We start from the raw sequence: 17,305 nt of genomic DNA on the forward strand, positions 1-17,305 counted from the left end.
GGGTGCTGTGATTCGGGCGGTTGTGTTTGATGTTGGGGAGACGTTGATTGATGAGACGCGGATCTGGTCGCGGTGGGCGGATCGGCTGGGGGTGACCCGGTTGACGTTCATGGGGGTGCTTGGGGGGATGGCGGCTCTTGATCGGTCCCATCGGGATGCTTTTGAGGTTGTTCGGCCGGGGTTGGATGTGCGGGCTGAGATGGAGGCGTGGCGGCGGGAGGAGCCGGAGGGGCTTCGGGAGAACTTTGATGTTGAGGATCTTTATCCGGATGTCAGGGGGAGTCTCGCCGAGCTCAGGACGTTGGGCTTTCAGGTGATCGTCGCGGGGAATCAGCCGGTGCAGGCGTATGACGCGCTGGTGGCGATGGAGTTGCCGGTGGATGCGATCTACACCTCGGCGGGGTGGGGGTTGTCGAAGCCGCAGCCGGGGTTCTTCGCGAAGGTGGCGGAGGTGGCGGGGCGGGCGCCGGACGAGATCCTCTATGTGGGGGATCGGTTGGACAACGATGTGCTTCCGGCCGCGCGGGCGGGAATGCGCACGGCGTTGTTGCGGAGAGGGCCGTGGGGTTACCTGCACGCCGATCGTCCGGAGTCCGCCGCCTGTGACTTTGTGATCGACGGGTTGGGCGAGCTAGCTGGCCTCTTGGACCCGCTTTCGTAAGGTCGTGAGGCCGAGGGCACCCGCGCAGGATCCTTCGACTCGCCCTCGCGGGCTGCGATCGGAGGAAGCGTTGGCGATCGAATGAGTCGCGCGGTCAGCTTTCCTTCGTGAGGTCGCCCTTGTAGGTGACGAGTCCGAGGTCGTCGTCCCACTGGTAGCCGAGTTGGTCGTCCTTGGGGGTGAGGATGACGGTGCCGGGGACGCAGCCGGCATTGTTGTCGAGGCGGAGGACCAAGGAGTCGGCCTCGATCTTGTTCACGGTCAGAGTGCCGGTGTCGCAGCCGTCTTCGTACCATTTGCCGGTGGCTTCGCCAGCGGGGAGTTCGATGCGGATGTCGTGTTCGCTCATGGCGCCCTGGGGTTCGGGCACGATGTGGCCTACCCAGCTTCCGGCATAAGCGTCTGGGATGACGGTGGCGTCGGTGGTGTCCTCAGTGGGGTCCTCTGAGGGTGTGGGTTCTTCAGTGGGATCCTCGGTGTTTTCGGTCTCATCGGTGGGGGTCTCCGTTGGGTCCACGGTCGTTTCGCTGGTGGTGGAGGACGAGCCCGTGTTGTCGTCGGGTCCGGAGACGAGGCGGGGAACCACGATGGCGGTGGTGCCGATGACCGCGACCAGAGCCACCAGCAGGGCGATCATCAGCCCTCGGTTGCCGCCCGTTCTGGCAGGCGCGGTGACATGCTGCTCCCAGCTCTGACCCGGTCCGGTACCTAACGGCTGGCCACCAGGCCAGGACTGAGGCGCGGGCGATTGGCCGGGCCAGGATTGGGGAGCCTGTCCGGGCCAGGATGAGTGCCCGGCGGGCGGATAGCCCGGCGGCGGGGGAGTCTGCGACGCGTGGGCCGCGGCGGCAGGGGGATAGCCCGGCGGTGGAGATTGTGGGTGGGCTGCGGCGGCGCCGGATGAGAGCGGGTCGGGGGTGGAGCCGACCAGGGTGAGGAGGAGGTCGCGGGAGGTGGGGCGGCGGGTGGGGTCCTTGTCGATGCAGCGTTGCACGGTGGCGCGGAGGGGTTCGGGGACGCCGCTGGTGTCGGGGGTGATCGTCATGATCCGGTGCAGCACCGAGGCCACGCTGTCGGCGCCGAACGCCGGGCGGCCGGTCGCCGCGTACACCATGGTCGCCCCCCACGCGAACACGTCCGACGCCGGGCTGGCCGGATGCCCGGCGATCTGCTCGGGGGACAGGTAGGCGGGGGTGCCGATCGGCCCGGCCGTCATGGTGGCGCTCTCGCTCTGCCGGGCGATGCCGAAGTCCACCACCCGGGGCCCGTCGGGGCCGAGCAGGACGTTGCCCGGCTTGAAATCCCGGTGCACGATGCCCGCGCCGTGGATGGCGGTGAGCGCGGTAGCCGTACCGACCGCGAGGCGTTCGAGTTCGCCGCCGCGTAACGGGCCGTCGGCGCTGACCCGGTCGTGGAGGGAGGGGCCGTCGATGAACTCGCTCACCACGTAGGGTTCGCGGCCGTCCACCTCGGCGGTGATGACCCGCGCCGTGCAGAACGAGGCCACGCCGCGCAGCGCGTCGAGTTCGCGGGCCAGCCGCTGCCGCACGCTCGGGTCGAAGCCGCTTTTCAGCACCTTGATGGCGACCGGTCCCCCGTCAGGGGATTCCCCGAGATAGACGACCCCCTGCCCGCCTTCGCCGAGCCGGCCGGACAGGGTGAACTCGCCCAGCGCGCGGGGGTCCTCAGGGGTCAGGGGTGCGACCATGTGTCATACCGTATTGGGATCCGTACAAATAAGTGAACCTGCCCGCAGTGACGGGCAGGTTCACGGACTTCCAGCGGAGGTTAGCGCAGCTCGTAGATGGCCGTCGTTCCGCTGATCTCATGACCGACCACCAGCAGCGGCCGGAAGGTCGGGCTCTGCGCGGCCGGGATGAACAGCACGCCCTCGGGGCCGACGTCCCCGGCGGTGCCCGCCGCCACGTTGCCGGTGAAGTCGCGGCTGTTGACGTAGCCGGCCAGGCTCGGCCTGCTCGGGATGCTCACGTCGTACGCGACGATCCCGCCGACCCGCTCAAGCCCGGCGAACGCGTACGTCCTACCCCTGATCTCGCCGATCGCGACACCCTCCGGCTCGGGGCCCTTGTTGTCGCTGCGGCTGTCGAAGGTGGCGTTCTCCTGGTCGGCGTTGAACTCGGCCGGCAGCTTCTCCGCGATCAGCTTCTCCAGCTGGTCGCCCGAGTCCCACACCAGCGCGCCCGAGGCGGATCTGATCGAGATCGACCGGGCGCCGAAGGAGTGCAGGTCGGTGGTGGCCCCGGCGGCGTTCTTGGGCGAGGTCGTGGTCACGTTGAGGCGGCCGAGCTCGGCGTCCTTCTTGAGCGCGTCCCCGTCGGGCCGGGCCAGCGTGAGGTCCTTGACCCTGACCTCCTCGGAGAAGCAGTCGTAGTCGCGGGCGTCACCCTCGTTGGCGGCCACCAGGTAGGTGCGGCCGCGGTTCTCGAAGGAGGCCAGCGCGTCCGGCTGGTACATGCCCAGCACCGGCCGCGGCCTGATGTCGATCTTGGTGTCCCGGTCCGAGGCGTCGATGCCCGCGCCCGGCTTGGAGTGGTCCTTCAAGCCCAGCGGGACGATCTCCTCAACCTGGGCATGCTTCAGGTCCACGATCGCGATCGCGTTGTTCTCCTGCAGTGACACCCAGGCGGTCCGGCCGTGCTTGTCGGTGGCGATGTACTCCGGCTCGAAGTCCTGCGCGGCGGTCGCGTTCGGGCCGTAGATCCGCACACCCTTGGCCCGCAGATAGTTCTCCTTGCCGTTGTACGCCCGGAAACTCGCGGTCTTCACGCTGCCGCGCTTCACGTCCACGATGCTGATCGAGCCTTCAGGATCGACCCCGTCGGCGCAGTACGAGGACGGCTCGCCCTCGTTGGCCACCACGACTTTGTCCCCGTCCGGGGTGAACGTCACCATGTCGGGCAGCGCGCCCACCCGCACCTCGCGCAGCTTGCGCCCGTTCTTCGCCGAGAAGAAGCTGACCGTGCCGGGGTCGGTCTTGATCGCCGCCTGCTGGGCCACAGCCACCAGGCCCTTCTTCACGGCCACGCTGTTGGCCCCCGGGGTGACCAGCGTGGCCACCTTCTTCGGGTTACGCGGGTCCTTGATGTCCAGCACGTCCACCGTGCCGTCCTGGGCGTTCACCACGAAGACGCGGCGCGTCGCGGGGTCGTACGCGGTGATCTCGGACGCGCCGACGCCGACCGCGCCGGTGGCGAAACGCCCGAGGAACGTGAGTTCGATACCGCCCGTGGCCTGTGCGGGCACGGACAATAACGTGGAGGTGAGAATCAGCCCAGTGGTGGCGGCGAAAATGCGCATGACCTGCATCGTCGCGAAATTTCGTGACTTTTCCCTGACGTGCGGATGACCATGAGATGAACCGTCAGAGGACCTGCTTGAGCGGCACGGTGTACGCCAGCTTACGTCGCCCGGAGTCGCTGAGGTGCAGGTGGTCGCCGTGATCGTAGGAGGCGCGCAGCTGGTCGGGCGTGCCGGGATCGCGCAGCGCCTTGTCGAAGTCGAGCACGCCGTCGAACGCCCGGCTCGTCCTGATCCAGCGGTTCACCTGCTGCCGGATCGCCTCCCGCTCCGGCGTCCAGCTCTGGTACCCGGCGAACGGTGTCAGCGTGCCGCCCAGGATCCGCAGCTTCCTGGCGTGCGCCAGCTTGATCATCTTCTTGTACGCCTCGATCAGCGGCTTGGCCGAGGTGAGCTCCCCCTTGGAGATGTCGTTGATCCCGCAGAACAGCACGATCGTCTTCACCCCCGGCTGGGACAGCACGTCCCGGCGGAACCGGCTGAGCACGCTCGGCCCGACCCCCGTCTGCAGCACCCGGTTCCCGGCGATCCCCGCGTTGAGCACCGCCACCCGCTTGGCGGCCGGCAACGCCCCGATCCGATGGTTGAGATAGTCGGTCCACCGCCGGTTGGTGTCGAGCTCCTGCCCCGCGCCGTCGGTCAGCGAATCCCCCACCGCCACCACCGAGCGCACCGACTTCGCGGTGGTCACCGACACCCGATCGAGGAAGTACCACTGCGTGCTGGTGTAGGTGAACTTGTCCGCCGACTCGGCCCGCGCGTGGTTTCCGGGATCGGACAGGAACGTCGTCGCGTACGCCCGATCGTGTCCTGTCACCTGCGGCAGGTATCCGGGGACGTACATGCTGACCACCACGCTCTGCCGCGGCGAGATCTTCTTGACCACCGGATCGCTCCAGACCGCCTGCCCCGGCTTGATCCTGATCGACTTCTTGCCGTTGAAGGTGACCGGCCGGTTGGTCTTGCCCATCAGCTCCGCGCCGTACGCCTGGAGTCCTAAATAGACGCTCTGGAACGTGACCGAGGTGCGCCCGAAGACGTTGGACAGGCGGATGCGCAGGCCGCTGCCGCCGATGCTGGTGCGTACCACCATCCGGACCGTCTGGTCGCCGATCGCGGTCGGCAGCCGGTCGCTGGCCGCGGTCCAGGTGCCGACCTGATGTCCTGACGCCGCCCGCGCGGGCGACATCGGCACCAGGGCCGCTGCCAGGATCAACGCCGTCATGACGAACCGGTGGACCGGTCGCACCATCGCCTCCGAGTGCCGGGTGAGATTGATTCGCGAGGGGATACATTACGGCCATTCGCCTCCTGGAACGCTGTCATTCGGTCAGACGTGCTTGAATCCACATTGCCCCGGCTTCCTGACACCCCCGAGGACACGGATGTCCGAACCGTCCCCGCCTGACGAGCAAGCAACCGGCCGGCGGGCGCTGGCCGCGCCCGCCGCGATCGGGGTGGTCGCCGCGGTGGGCAGCGCGCTGGCCGCCGCCACCAACATCTGGGACCTGCCGGTCGCGGTGAGCCTCGGCGTCACCGGCACCGCCGCGGCGCTGGCCGGAGTGCTGGCCTGGGCCACCGCCGTCCCGGTCAAACGCCGCCCGGCGGCCCTGCCGGGAGGCGGCCCGGTCGCGGCCGAGCTGCCCCCGGTCATCGCCCACTTCACCGGCCGCGGCGAGGCCCTCGCCGACCTGCGCGAACGCTTCCAGGCCAGGACCGGCGACTCGCCGTTCGTGGTCTCCATCTACGGCCAGGGCGGCGTCGGCAAGTCAGCCCTGGCCGGGCGGTTCGGGCACGACATCCTGGACAACTTCCCCGACGGCCAGCTCTACTTCGACCTGCGCGGTGGCGACGACGTGGTCCGCCCCGAGGAGGTGCTGGTCGGGTTCCTGCGCTCGCTCGGCGTGCGCCTCACCACCGACCCCGGCGGCCTGCGCGAGCTGCAGAAGCTCTGGTGGACCTGGACCAAGGACCGCCGTCTGCTGATATTTCTGGACAACGCCAGGGACGGGGATCAGGTCAAGGATCTCATTCCGAACGAACCGCGGTGCGCGGTGATCGTCACCTCCCGCAAGCCGCTGCTGCTCCGCAACACCTACGACACCCAGCTGCACGTCTTCACCGAAGCCCAGGGCGTGGAGCTGCTGGCCCGCCTGGCGGGCGGGGACAGGGTCGTCGCCGACCTGGAGTCCGCCCAAACCATCGTCCGCCTCTGCGACCGCCTGCCGCTGGCCATCAGCATCTGCGGCGGCCGCCTCGCCACCCGCGCCCACTGGTCCCTGGGCGACCTGGCCCTCCGCCTGGCCGACGAGCGGCGCCGCCTGGACCAGCTGGAGATCGGCCGCCAGCTCGACAGCAGCGTCCGCGCCAGCCTGCACCTCAGCTACGAGGAGTGCACCGACCTGCAGCGCCGCCTGCTCCGGCTGCTGGCCCAGCTGACCGCCCCCGACGTGCAGGAGTGGGTGGCCGGCGACCTGCTGGACACCTCCGAGACCGACGGCGCCGACCAGCTGGAGATGCTGGTCACCAGCCAGCTCGCCGACTGCACCGGCCGCGACTCCACCGGCAGCATGCGCTACCGCCTGCACGACCTGGTCCGCCTGTTCGCCCGCGAGCAGCGCCTCGACGCCGACCAGCGCCGCGCCGCCATCGAACGCGTCCTGTACGGCTTCCGCCGCCGCGCCGAAGCCGCCGCCACCGCCCGCTGGCCGCAGGACTGGACCTCCAGGATCCCGCGCCGCAGCACCCCCGACACGATCACCCCCATCGAGATCACCTGGCCCCGCCTGGACCACACCCGCCGCGAGATCACCTCCGCCGCCTGGTTCACCTCCGAGCGCCTGGCCCTGCTGGCCGCCATCCACCAGGCCAGGAACGAGGAGATGTGGGACCTCGCCTGGGGCATGGGCCGGGCCTTCTGCTCGCTGTGCCACTCGCTCCGGGCGTACTGGTCGGACTGGGAGGAGGTGGCCGACATCGTCTGCGAGGCGGCCGAGCGCATGGACGACCCGCGCGCGATCGGCATCGCCCTGCTGGAACGCGCCGCCGTGGCGGGTGGCCTGGGCCGCCCGGACGGCGCGCTCGATGACGCGCGCCGGGCCTTGAACCTGCTGACCCTGCAGGGCGAGGGCTGGTGGGCGGCGCGGGCCATGCGCACGATCGGCATGACCCTGTTCAGCAGCGGCAACCTGGACCGCGGCCAGGACCACCTGGTCGAGGCGATCACCGCATTCAAGGCCGAAGGCGATCGCTGGTGGACCGCCCGCACCCAGCGGAACCTGGCCGAACTCCGGCTCGCCCAGGGCGGCTACGGCGAAGCCGCCGTACTCCTGGAGGAATCCCTGGCCACCTTCGAGGCGGACGGCAACCGCTACTCCGAGGCCCAGACCCAGCGCGCCCTCGGCGAGGTCCTGGCCGCCAAGGCCCGCGCGCTCCTGGCCGAGGGCAAGGACCTGGCCGCCGAACGGCAGTACATCCTCGCCGGGAACGCCCTCCGCTTCGCGATCAAGGCGTTCAAGGACCGCCACGAGGAGTGGGAGGAGGCCCGCAGCCTGCGCGCGGCCGGGGAGATCGGCGACCCGAACAACCTGCTCACCGAGCACGCCAACGTCAGGGACGCCAAGGAGATGCTGGCCCGACTGGGCGATTCGTGGGGCGTGGCCCGGGCCGAGATCTCCGAAGGGTGGGCGCTGGAGCGTCTTGGCCGGGTGCCCGAGGCATTGGCGTCGCTCCGCCAGGCCTTACAGGACTTCGAGGAGCTGGGGGACCGGTGGTGGCAGGCGCGCAGCCTGCGCGGCATGGCGGAGATCCTGCTGCGCGCCGACCGCAGGGAGGAGGCGCGCGAACCGGCCAGGCAGGCGCTGGACATCTACCTGAGCCTGGGCAACGAGACCGGCGCGCGGCGCGCCCGAGAGGTCCTCGAACGCGCCGAAGCGCCTAGGCCGCCGACACGCTGAGCAGGTGGGTGCCCGCCTGCCTGGCCTCCGCGATGCTGGCGCGGAAGACCTGCTCGATGGCCACCGCCTGGGTGGACATCTGGGCGATCTCCGCCGTGGCCATCGCGTCCGGGGCCGTTTCCGCCAGGAGTCGCTGGAACTCGGGGGTGAGGTCGTGCAGTTCTGTCACCTTCCGGAACGCGTCGAAGAGGCGGTCGGCGTCCCTGGCCCGGGCCGCGTACGCCTCCAGGGCCACCACCCGGGACGTCAGAGACGCGGTGATCTCCTTGATCGTCGTGCTGTACGGCGCGTCCGCCTCGGCGATCAGCGGATCCGGGTTCCGGCCCACGATCTTGCGGTGTTTGTCCCGGAGCGCGGACAGGTCGGAAAGGCGCTTGGCGATCACCCATGCTTCCCCGGGCAGGGCGACGTTGTTGTGGTCCGTGTCGAGCAGGCCCTGGCGGTGCACCTTCGAGTGCAGCACGGCCTTGACCGCCTTCTGCGCCCGGGCGAGCAGGCTCCCGCACTGCTCGTCCAGGTCGCTCGGCAGCACGATCCGGTCGCGGTGGTCGTACACGATCTGGAGTTTTCGCCGGGCCTCGCGCTGGTCGGCCGTGAGCAACCGGTTGAGCAGCGTCACGAAGCCGGTCATGCCGGCCAGGATCAGGAAGGTGGAGAAACCGCCGAAGATGCCGGCGAACGCCAGGACCGCGGCACACGCGATCACTATCGGCCGTGGCGACTTGGGGGTCTCCGGGACGAGTCCCTGCCGCACCCGCCGGAGTAACTCCTCGTTGGTCTCCAGCAGCTGACGGATCGCGAACGGCAGGCTGGGATCTAGGACTATTACGGGTCTTGCGCGGTCGGCCACGTGACCTCCTGGGGGGATGATGCTGTCTGCTGCCACCGCCAGCGCGAAATATGAGTTGATCGCAATGATTGCGAAAGAACTAGGAGACATTCATTCTGCCGCCACTCCGCCGTCTTATCCCGACAGATAGGCTCATAAGCGATGAACGAACATGAGCGATGGATAGTTCTGGAAGGCGCGGTCAATGTCCGTGATCTCGGCGGCCTGCCGACCACCGACGGCGGCATCACCCGATTCGGCCGCATCCTGCGATCCGACAACCTGCAGGGTCTGACCCCGGCCGACATCGAGTTCCTGGTCGGCACCCTCAAGCTCCGGCACGTGGTGGACCTGAGGTCCAATACCGAGGTGCGCCTGGAAGGCCCCGGCCCGTTAGCTGAAATGCTGGAGATCGGGTTCCATCACCACACCCTTTTCGCCGAGGGCGGCCGCTTCACCGACGCCGCCGCCGACGCGATCGACGACCGGGCGCTTCCCTGGGGGAACTCGCCGCGGCTGGATGAGGAACTCCAGGTCACCGGCTACTACTACGGCTACCTGCGGGACCGGCCGGACTCGGTGGTCGCGGCGCTGCGCGCGCTGGCCCACGACGATGGCCTGGCCGTGGTGCACTGCGCCGCCGGGAAGGACCGCACCGGCGTGGTCTGCGCGCTGGCGCTGGCTGTCGGCGGCGTCACCCGGGAGGCCATCGTCGCCGACTACGCCGTCACCGGCGAGCGCATCGGGGCGATCCTGGCCCGGCTGCGCGCCAGCGACACCTACCGGGACGACCTGGACTCCAAGTCCGACGACCACCACGTGCCGCGGGCCGAATACATGGAGCGTTTCCTGACCACCCTGGAGGACCGTTTCGACGGGCCGCTGGGCTGGCTGGACCGCAACGGCTGGACCGCCGCCGACACCACCGCGCTACGCGCCCGGCTGCGGGACTGACACCGGGATTGACACGACGCGCCGCTCGGAGGCCGCCACCTTGGCGGCCTCCAGCACTGCCAGCGCCGCCACCACCCCTTCGGGATCCACCGGCGGAGCCGCTTTCTCCCGGATCATGGCCACCACACCCCGGTAGAAATCCAGGTACGCCCCCGGCTCCGAGGCCACCGCCCGCACGTCACCCTCCACACCGAGCCTGCCCCACGCCTCCTCGGGCTCGACCCCGAACCCGGGCGCGTCCGGCCGCTCCCCGGCGCGCAGCCGATCCTCCTGCCCGTCCAGGCCCCACTTCACATAGGTACGCTCCGAGCCCACCACCCGGAACCGCGGCCCCAGCTGACCGGCCACCGCGCTCATCCACAACTGCGACCGGGCCCCGCTCACGTGCTCGAGCGCGAGGAATACGTCGTCCTCCGCCTCCACTCCGGCCCGCCGGACGTCGCTCTCCGCGTAGACGGCCGCCACCGGGCCGAGCAGGTGCAGGGCCTGGTCGACCAGGTGGCTGCCCAGGTCGTACAGCAGGCCACCGAGCTCGCCCGGGCCGCCGCGCTCCCGCCAGCCGCCCTTCGGCACCGGCCGCCACCGCTCGAACCGCGACTCGAACCTGCGGATCTCGCCGAGCTCGGCGCGCAGGCGCTGGATGGTCAGGAAGTCGCCGTCCCAGCGCCGGTTCTGGAACACCGTCAGCGGCAGCTCCCGCTCCCGGGCCAGCCGGATCAGCCCCGCCGCCTCGGCGGCGGTGCCCGCCAGCGGCTTGTCCACCACCACCGGCAGGCCCGCGCGCAGGGCCGCCGTGGCCAGCGGCACGTGGGTGCGGTTCGGGGCGGCGATCACGATCAGGTCGGCGCGATCCCACAGCTCCTCGGCGGAGTCGACCACGTCCGCGCCGGTGGCCCGTACCGGCTCGGCTTTGGCGGGGTCGCGGGTGACCACGGCGGCCAGCCGCAGCCCGGGCGTGGCCGCGATCAGCGGCGCGTGGAAGAAACTCCCCGCCGGTCCGAAACCGACCAGACCAACCTTGATCTCATTCATGCCCCAAGGAAATCAGATCTCGCGGTCGTCGCGCTCCGCCAGGAAAGCCTCGAACTGGGCGGCCAGCTCGTCGCCGGTGGGCATCGGGGTGGACTCGGCCAGCAGGTTCTCCTTCGAGGTGCCCGACTGGAACGCGTCGTACTGCTGCTCCAGGCCCTCGATCGCGCCGGACAGCTCGGCCGAGGCCTGGATCTGCTCCTCGATCTCGGCCGTGGTCTTCCCGGCCGCCTCGCGGAGCGTCTCCATCGGGAACACCAGGCCGGTGCCCCGGGTGATCGCCTCCAGCGCGGCCACCGCCGCCTGCGGGTATTCGGCCTGGGCCAGGTAGTGCGGCACGTGCACCGCGTAACCTACCGCGTCGTGGCCCTTGCCGCCGAGCCGGAACTCCAGCAGCGCGGCCGCGCTCCCGGGCACCTGCACCCGGCCGAACGGGCTGGCCTGGCCGTTGATCAGCTCGGGGCGGCTGCCGTGCGCCGTCAGGCCGAGCGGGCGGGTGTGCGGCACCCCCATCGGGATGCCGTGCGCCGTGACCAGTTTGCCGATCTTCAATCGGGTCGCCAGCATGCCCACCGCCTCGGTGAACAGCTCCCACTCCCGGTCCGGCTCCGGGCCCGTCATGATGAGGAACGGGGTCCCTGTCACGTCGTGCACCAGGTAGACCGCCAGTTCCGGCATGTCCACCTCGGTCCAGCGGTCGGTGTCGAACACCATCACCGGCCGCCGGGACCGGTAGTCCAGCAGCCGATCGATGTCAAAGGTCGCGACGACCCGGTGCTCCAGTTCGGCGAGCAGATGCCCCAGGGCGAGCCGTCCCGCCGCCCCGGCGTCCACGAAGCCCTCGAAATGGTAGAGCAGCACCGGATCGGTCAGCTCGGGGACGTCTCCGTCGAGCCGGTAGAGATCCGTCGGGTCGAACACGATGTCAGCCTTTCTTCAGGTCCTTCCACAAAGAACCTACGACCCGCCCAATCGATTCCGGGCGGTTTCGGGGACCCTATCGTTGGACAACAGGGTTCATGCAGCCGGATCCGGAACTGGAGGCGTTCGCCACCCAGCTGTTCGATCTCGCCAGGGCCGGTGAGACAACCGCTCTGGCCGCACAGGTGGACGCCGAGTCTCGGTCGACAGGGGCGACACGTTGCTCATTCTCGCGTCCTACCACGGTCATGCTGTAACGGTCCAGGCTTTGCCGGAGCCGGGTACCGATCCTGACCGGATGAACGACCGGGGCAGCCGCCCCCGGCGGGCGCGGCCTTCACCTAGCCGGGTTCGGGTGAGTCCATCTCGCCCAGCGCGGTGGCGATGGTGTCCTCCAAGGTCAGCCGGGCGCCCTGGCGGAACAGCTCGTTGAAGCGCTCCAGGCCGAGGCTCTCCTCGCACTCCTTGCGGCTCTTCTCGTATTCCTGGGAGAGGAACGGCGAGCCCATCTGCGCCAGGCCGAACGTCTGCCAGTTCGTCACCGACGCGCCCAGCAGGTAGGTCGCGTGCACCACCCGGCCCTCCGCCACCGCGATCCGGGCGATCGTCTCCAGGACCAGCAGCACGCCCGGCACGTCGTGGAAGTGCCGCTTGATCCGCAGCGCCTCCCTGGCGCTCACCACCGCGTCGGCCAGCCGGTCGGTGTTCAGCTCCACGATCGACAGGATCCAGCGCGCGTAGGAGCGCAGCCACAGCTCGCCGCGCTCGTGGCAGACCTTCAGGCAGTCCTGCAGCAGCGTCTCCGCCTCGAACAGGTCGTTCTGCGCGGTCAGCACCAGCGCCAGCTCGCCGATCGCGGGCAGCAGGCCCGGGTTCAGCTCCCGGCCGCCCCGGTGGAACTCGATCGCCACCCCGAGCAGCGCCGTCGCCTTCTTCAGGTCGCCCTGCAGGAACGCCGCCGTGCCCTGCATCTTGGTGGCCAGGATCACCGAGGTGGAGTCGCCCACCTGGACGGCGTCGGTGCTGCACTGCTCGGCCGCCTCGATCGCCCCGCTGACGTCGCCCTGCGCGCTGCGGATGTAGGACAGCACCCACAGTGCCTTGCAGCGTTCCTTGCTCGGCTGGGTGGACTCCTTGACCGCGCGCTCCAGATAGTGGCGACCCTCCCGGACGAAACCGCAGGCCACCCACATGAACCAGAGCGAGGCCAGCAGTTCCAGGCCGATCCGGACCTGCCCGGGGTTCTTCAGGCAGTAGTCGACCGCGACCCGGATGTTGTCGTGCTCCTGGCGCATCCGGACGAACCAGTGCACCTGCCGCGGACCCGACCAGGCGTGCTCGCCGCGCTCGGCCAGCTGCAGGTAGTAGTCCCGGTGCCGCGCCTTGAGGGTGTCGGTCTCGCCGAGCTTGTCCAGCCAGTCCTCGCCATACTGGCGGAGCGTGTCGATCAGGCGGTAGCGCTGGCCGGAGACCGTGCTGTAGCTGAGCAGCACCGACTTGTCCACCAGACCGGTGATCACTTCCAGGATGCGGTCGGCCGCCAGGCTCTCGCCCGCGCAGACGAAACGGGCCGCGTCCAGCTCGAAGTCGCCGGAGAACACCGCCAGCCGGGCCCACAGCAGCCGCTCGGCCGGTTCGCACAGCTCGTGGCTCCAGCCGATGGCGGCCCGCAGCGTCTGGTGCCGGGGCAGCGCGGTCCTGCTCGCGCCCGCCAGCAGGCTGAACCGGTCGGTGAGCAGGCCCAGGATCTGGTCCACCGACAGCGCGCGTAACCGGACCGCCGCCAGCTCGATCGCCAGCGGGATGCCGTCCAGGCGCACGCACAGCTGGGCCACGCTGTTGACGTTGGTCTCGTCCACCACGAAGTCCGGCACCACGGCCGAGGCCCGCTGCCGGAACAGCTCCACGGCCTCGTTGTGGTACGGACTCTCCGCCGGGTCGTCGCCGGGCACGATCAGCGGCGGGATGGCCACCACGGACTCGCCCTGGGTGTTGAGCGAGCGCCTGCTGGTCGCGATGACGCGCAGCTTGGGCGCCCGGGCCAGCAGATCCTGGACCAGCTCGGCGCACGTCTCGACCAGGTGCTCGCAGGTGTCCAGCACCAGCAGCAGCTCGCGCTCCGACAGCCAGTCGCCGAGCGTGTCCGCGCCGGCCCGGGCCGATTGGTCGGCGATGCCGAAGGCGGTGCTGATCGTGTGGTGCACCATGCCGGGATCCTGCAGGCGGGCGAGATCGACATACCAGATCCCGTCCTTGAACTGCTGGCGGACCAGGTGGGCGATCCGCAGCGCGGTGCGCGACTTGCCGACGCCGCCGATACCGGTCACCGTGACCAGGCGGGAGTTCTGCAAACGTTGTCTGATGGTGGTGAGGAGTCGATTACGGCCCACGAAACTGGTGAGTTCCGCGGGGAGATTGCCCTCTCGCCGCCATCCTGCTGGCGTTGCCAATGCCGCCTCACGGGGGTTGTTGCGTCCGGCCTGCACCTGAACCAATGCAATTGCGCGCCACTACGGGCTCTTTGCTGTTCTGGCATCGTACCCTCGCATGCCGACAGATGTTTGGCCGAGAGGGGCCGACGTTTCTCCCCCGGGGGGAATTCACCCCCGGGGGGAGTCGATATTATTGGCCGCATGACAGAGCCGCAGCCGGATGACCTGCGTCCGGTGGACCTCTTCGATGACGGTCTGCCGGTGCTGCCCGACCAGACCGTGGATGACACCGACCACGGCTGGGGCGAGTGGCGGGGCGATGACGACGACGCCCGGCTGATCGAGGATCGGCCGCCGCACTGGGGTTAGGTCGTCTGCCAGCGGGGCGGGTGGGGATAGTTCGCCTCGCTCAGCTGGTCCCACCACCAGTTGATGGCGGTGACCGGGAGCGGGTCGGGGCTGTCGTCCATGGGCTCGTCCTTCCAGGTGCGGGGCATGGCGATGCGGTCCGCCGTCAGGTCGTCGTCGGGGTTGCGCGGGTCGCCGTACCGGTCGGTGATCATGCTCCACTCCAGGTAGCCGCGGACCCATTCGCCCAGGCCGTGGACGTAGCGGGTGAGTTCGGAGCCCGCGTCCGTCTTGACCTCGTCGCTGAGGCGCAGGAACAGCGACATCACCCGGTCCCGCATGGCCACGGCCGTGGCCAGCGCGTCCGGGATCGAGCAGTCGTTCTGGTGGGCCAGCACGCTGACCAGGTTCTGCAGCTCGGCGTAGCCGTACCGCTCCTTGCGGAAGGCCTCCTTGTTGAAGGAGATGATGTCGTTGTCCCAGCCGACCAGGGCGTTGGCCATCTCGGTGAGGGCGCGCACCCGTGAGGTGGACATCTCGGCCGCCGAGACCTCGTAGCCGGCGCTGATGTCGATGAACATCAGGCTGGGGGCGGTGGCGGTGACGTTGAGCCACATGGCCACGTAGTCGTTGACCCGGGGGATGCGCTTGGCGGAGCGGTTGACGGCCTCCCAGATCAGGCCGAACAGGTATTTGCGCAGCTCCTCCACCCAGCGGGCGGTCTGTACCGGGGTGGCGTAGAGGTCCAGGCGGCGGCGGATGTCGCGCAGGCCCTCCGCCCACGGGTTGCCCGGCAGCATCCGGGCCGTGGGGGCCTCCAGGATGCGGGCCAGCTTGCCCAGCAGCTGGACCAGCTCGTCCAGCGACGAGTCGTCCTCGCGCTCGTCGCAGTACATATCGTCGAACGTGAACAGCCAGAACAGCTGGTCGCTGGCGACCTGCAGGCCCTCGCCCGAGCCGTGCGGCATGGTGAGCGAGGCGAAGTAGCCGACCTTCTGGGTGGCCAGGTAGTCACGCTGGGTACGGTTTCTGTGCAGGCCGAAATCGTCCATCCACTGCACGGTGCGCCGGTCGATCTCGGCCGCCTCGGGGGAGATCGCGTACGGGAACGGGCAGTAGAACGAGGGCACATCCATCTGGGAGATTTCCACGACAGGATCCTTTGCGATGAGGGGGAAAGTGCAGCGCCGCGAGGCAATGCGAAAAACGCACCGCACACGGAGTATGTGTTAGTACGACTTATCCCGATTTATCGGTGTATTTCTGGGTGGCTATCGGGATTCCAGCGTCATGGGGATCTTGTCGGCGGACATCGTCCCCAGGGCCATCTCCCGGACGCGATGACCCGGCACCGGGCGCAGCCGGAACCTGGTCGGCAGGGTCGCCAGCACCAGCGCCATCGAGATCCGGGCCAGCGGCTCGCCCGCGCACTTCCTGGTGCCCGCTCCGAACGGCAGGAACAGGTCGCGGGGCAGGCTCTTGGCGCGGTCGGGCGCCCAGCGATCGGGGTCGAAGCGCATCGGATCCGCGTACACGGCTGGGTCCCTGAGCAGGGCGGACACGCTCACCAGCAGCTCGGTGCCCGCGGGGATGGGCACGCCGCCGAGCTCCAGCGCCCGGGTGGTGCGGCGCATGACCAGCCAGCCGGGGTTGCGCAGCCGTAGCGTCTCGTTGACGATCTGCTCGACGTAGCCGAGCTTGGGCAGGTCGTCGGCGGTGACCGTGCGGCCGGCCAGGACCTGGTCCAGTTCGTCGTGCAGCCTGCGCTCGGCTTCCGGATGTTGCCCCAGCTCGTGGAAGATCCAGCCGAGCACGTGGCCGGTGGTGTCCCCGCCGGCGACCACCAGCGAGAGTACCTCGTCGCGCAGCTCCTGGTCCGACATCGGCAGGCCCTCGGGGTCCCGGGCCTCGATCAGCATGGACAGGATGTCGTGGTGGTCGCGCTCGTCGGCGTGATAGTCGGCGATCACCTTGGTGATGGCGTGCTCCAGCCGGTCCCTGGCCGCGTTGAACCGCCGGTTGGCCGGGATCGGCAGGCGCTCCAGCAGGTCGCTGGGGACCACCGTGCGGATGCCGACGCCCACCATGAAGTCGGCGATGGACTCCTGGACGTCGCGGACCTCGCCCGCGGCCGTGTCGGAGGAGAACAGGGTCTTGGTGATCAGCGCCACCCCGAGCCGGTCCATCTCCCTGGCGATGTCCAGCGTCATCCCCGCCCGCCAGGAGCCGATCCGCGATTCGATCACGCCGCGCATGGTCTCGATGTCGTACCCGGGGCGGGAGTGGTGGAAGGCGGGCTGCACCATGCGCCGCTGGCGCATGTGGAACGGGCCGTCGGAGGTGCCGAGGCCGTCGCCCAGCAGCGGGCGCAGCTTGCGGAAGAACCGGCCCCGGGCGAACGTGGTCCCGCCGTCGCTGAGCACCTCGCGGGCGATCCGGGCGTCGCTGATCACGAACGCGGGCGTGCGCCCGAGCCGGATGCGGACGACCCCGCCGTGGTCGCGCATCTCCTCAAGGAAGCTGAGGCGGCGTCCCACCAGGGACGGTATGTGCCCGAGCAGCGGGAGGCCGCCGGGCGCGGCAGGCGTTAGCTGAGGCATTGGCGCGATCCCTCGTCTCGCTCGGCAGGGTCGTCCGTCTGGACGACCAATGGCCATGCCAAAGCGCGCCCCCGATTAGCGAGCGCATGCGATTGGCATGCCCGCTGGTGCCCCTACAGGAAATAAGTCCCATTCATTCCGACATGAAATGGTTGCTCTGTCAATGAGACATGACTGCCGAAGTTGGGGAGATGCTACACATCTGGAATCGCATGGGAGTTATCGTGCCCATTCAGTCTCTATTGTCATTGTCTATC

13 protein-coding genes are annotated in these 17,305 nt (G+C 69.4%); 4 read left to right on the forward strand and 9 right to left on the reverse strand.

What is annotated here, in order from left to right:
• Positions 1 to 7 precede the first annotated feature (7 nt).
• The gene (locus Amac_RS24535) at positions 8 to 661 is read left to right on the forward strand and encodes an HAD family hydrolase (protein ID WP_155356823.1); all 654 of its coding nucleotides are present in this window, start codon (positions 8 to 10) and stop codon (positions 659 to 661) included.
• Between the two features lie 94 nt (positions 662 to 755).
• On the opposite strand, the gene Amac_RS24540 is transcribed toward Amac_RS24535, so the two are convergent.
• The 3 genes from Amac_RS24540 to Amac_RS24550 all read right to left on the reverse strand — a co-directional run bounded on the left by Amac_RS24540 (position 756) and on the right by Amac_RS24550 (position 5,231).
• Entirely contained in the window at positions 756 to 2,369 is a 1,614-nt protein-coding gene (locus Amac_RS24540) for a serine/threonine protein kinase (protein WP_155356748.1), read from the reverse strand.
• Between the two features lie 80 nt (positions 2,370 to 2,449).
• Positions 2,450 to 3,979, reverse strand: a complete 1,530-nt coding sequence (locus tag Amac_RS24545; RefSeq protein ID WP_155356749.1) for a choice-of-anchor I family protein — start codon at positions 3,977 to 3,979, stop codon at positions 2,450 to 2,452.
• A 64-nt stretch (positions 3,980 to 4,043) separates the two neighbouring features.
• Positions 4,044 to 5,231 (reverse strand): SGNH/GDSL hydrolase family protein, encoded by a 1,188-nt coding sequence (locus Amac_RS24550; RefSeq protein ID WP_155356750.1) that lies wholly within the window; start codon positions 5,229 to 5,231, stop codon positions 4,044 to 4,046.
• A gap of 133 nt (positions 5,232 to 5,364) precedes the next feature.
• On the opposite strand from Amac_RS24550, the gene Amac_RS24555 reads away from it, so the two are divergent.
• The gene (locus Amac_RS24555) at positions 5,365 to 7,935 is read left to right on the forward strand and encodes a tetratricopeptide repeat protein (protein WP_170322622.1); all 2,571 of its coding nucleotides are present in this window, start codon (positions 5,365 to 5,367) and stop codon (positions 7,933 to 7,935) included.
• Here the strand turns inward: Amac_RS24555 and Amac_RS24560 are convergent.
• The gene (locus Amac_RS24560; protein WP_155356752.1) at positions 7,916 to 8,785 is read right to left on the reverse strand and encodes a hypothetical protein; all 870 of its coding nucleotides are present in this window, start codon (positions 8,783 to 8,785) and stop codon (positions 7,916 to 7,918) included. The two genes, Amac_RS24555 and Amac_RS24560, sit on opposite strands and share 20 nt — an antisense overlap.
• 141 nt (positions 8,786 to 8,926) lie before the next feature.
• On the opposite strand from Amac_RS24560, the gene Amac_RS24565 reads away from it, so the two are divergent.
• Positions 8,927 to 9,718 (forward strand): tyrosine-protein phosphatase, encoded by a 792-nt coding sequence (locus Amac_RS24565; protein WP_155356753.1) that lies wholly within the window; start codon positions 8,927 to 8,929, stop codon positions 9,716 to 9,718.
• Here the strand turns inward: Amac_RS24565 and Amac_RS24570 are convergent.
• The 3 genes from Amac_RS24570 to Amac_RS24580 form a co-directional block, all read right to left on the reverse strand.
• Positions 9,695 to 10,750, reverse strand: a complete 1,056-nt coding sequence (locus tag Amac_RS24570; RefSeq protein WP_155356754.1) for a Gfo/Idh/MocA family oxidoreductase — start codon at positions 10,748 to 10,750, stop codon at positions 9,695 to 9,697. The genes Amac_RS24565 and Amac_RS24570 overlap by 24 nt on opposite strands.
• 12 nt (positions 10,751 to 10,762) lie before the next feature.
• Entirely contained in the window at positions 10,763 to 11,668 is a 906-nt protein-coding gene (locus Amac_RS24575; protein ID WP_155356755.1) for a proteasome assembly chaperone family protein, read from the reverse strand.
• Positions 11,669 to 12,009: 341 nt separating this feature from the next.
• Entirely contained in the window at positions 12,010 to 14,154 is a 2,145-nt protein-coding gene (locus tag Amac_RS24580) for an ATP-binding protein (RefSeq protein ID WP_373869837.1), read from the reverse strand.
• A 147-nt stretch (positions 14,155 to 14,301) separates the two neighbouring features.
• On the opposite strand from Amac_RS24580, the gene Amac_RS53800 reads away from it, so the two are divergent.
• Entirely contained in the window at positions 14,302 to 14,469 is a 168-nt protein-coding gene (locus Amac_RS53800) for a hypothetical protein (protein ID WP_170322623.1), read from the forward strand.
• On the opposite strand, the gene Amac_RS24585 is transcribed toward Amac_RS53800, so the two are convergent.
• Complete coding sequence (locus tag Amac_RS24585; RefSeq protein WP_155356757.1) at positions 14,466 to 15,599, reverse strand: terpene synthase family protein; 1,134 nt, start codon at positions 15,597 to 15,599, stop codon at positions 14,466 to 14,468. The two genes, Amac_RS53800 and Amac_RS24585, sit on opposite strands and share 4 nt — an antisense overlap.
• A gap of 120 nt (positions 15,600 to 15,719) precedes the next feature.
• The gene (locus Amac_RS24590; protein WP_170322624.1) at positions 15,720 to 17,048 is read right to left on the reverse strand and encodes a cytochrome P450; all 1,329 of its coding nucleotides are present in this window, start codon (positions 17,046 to 17,048) and stop codon (positions 15,720 to 15,722) included.
• Positions 17,049 to 17,305 lie beyond the last annotated feature (257 nt).

Origin of the sequence: Acrocarpospora macrocephala (assembly GCF_009687865.1) — a bacterium.
GTDB lineage: Bacteria > Actinomycetota > Actinomycetes > Streptosporangiales > Streptosporangiaceae > Acrocarpospora > Acrocarpospora macrocephala.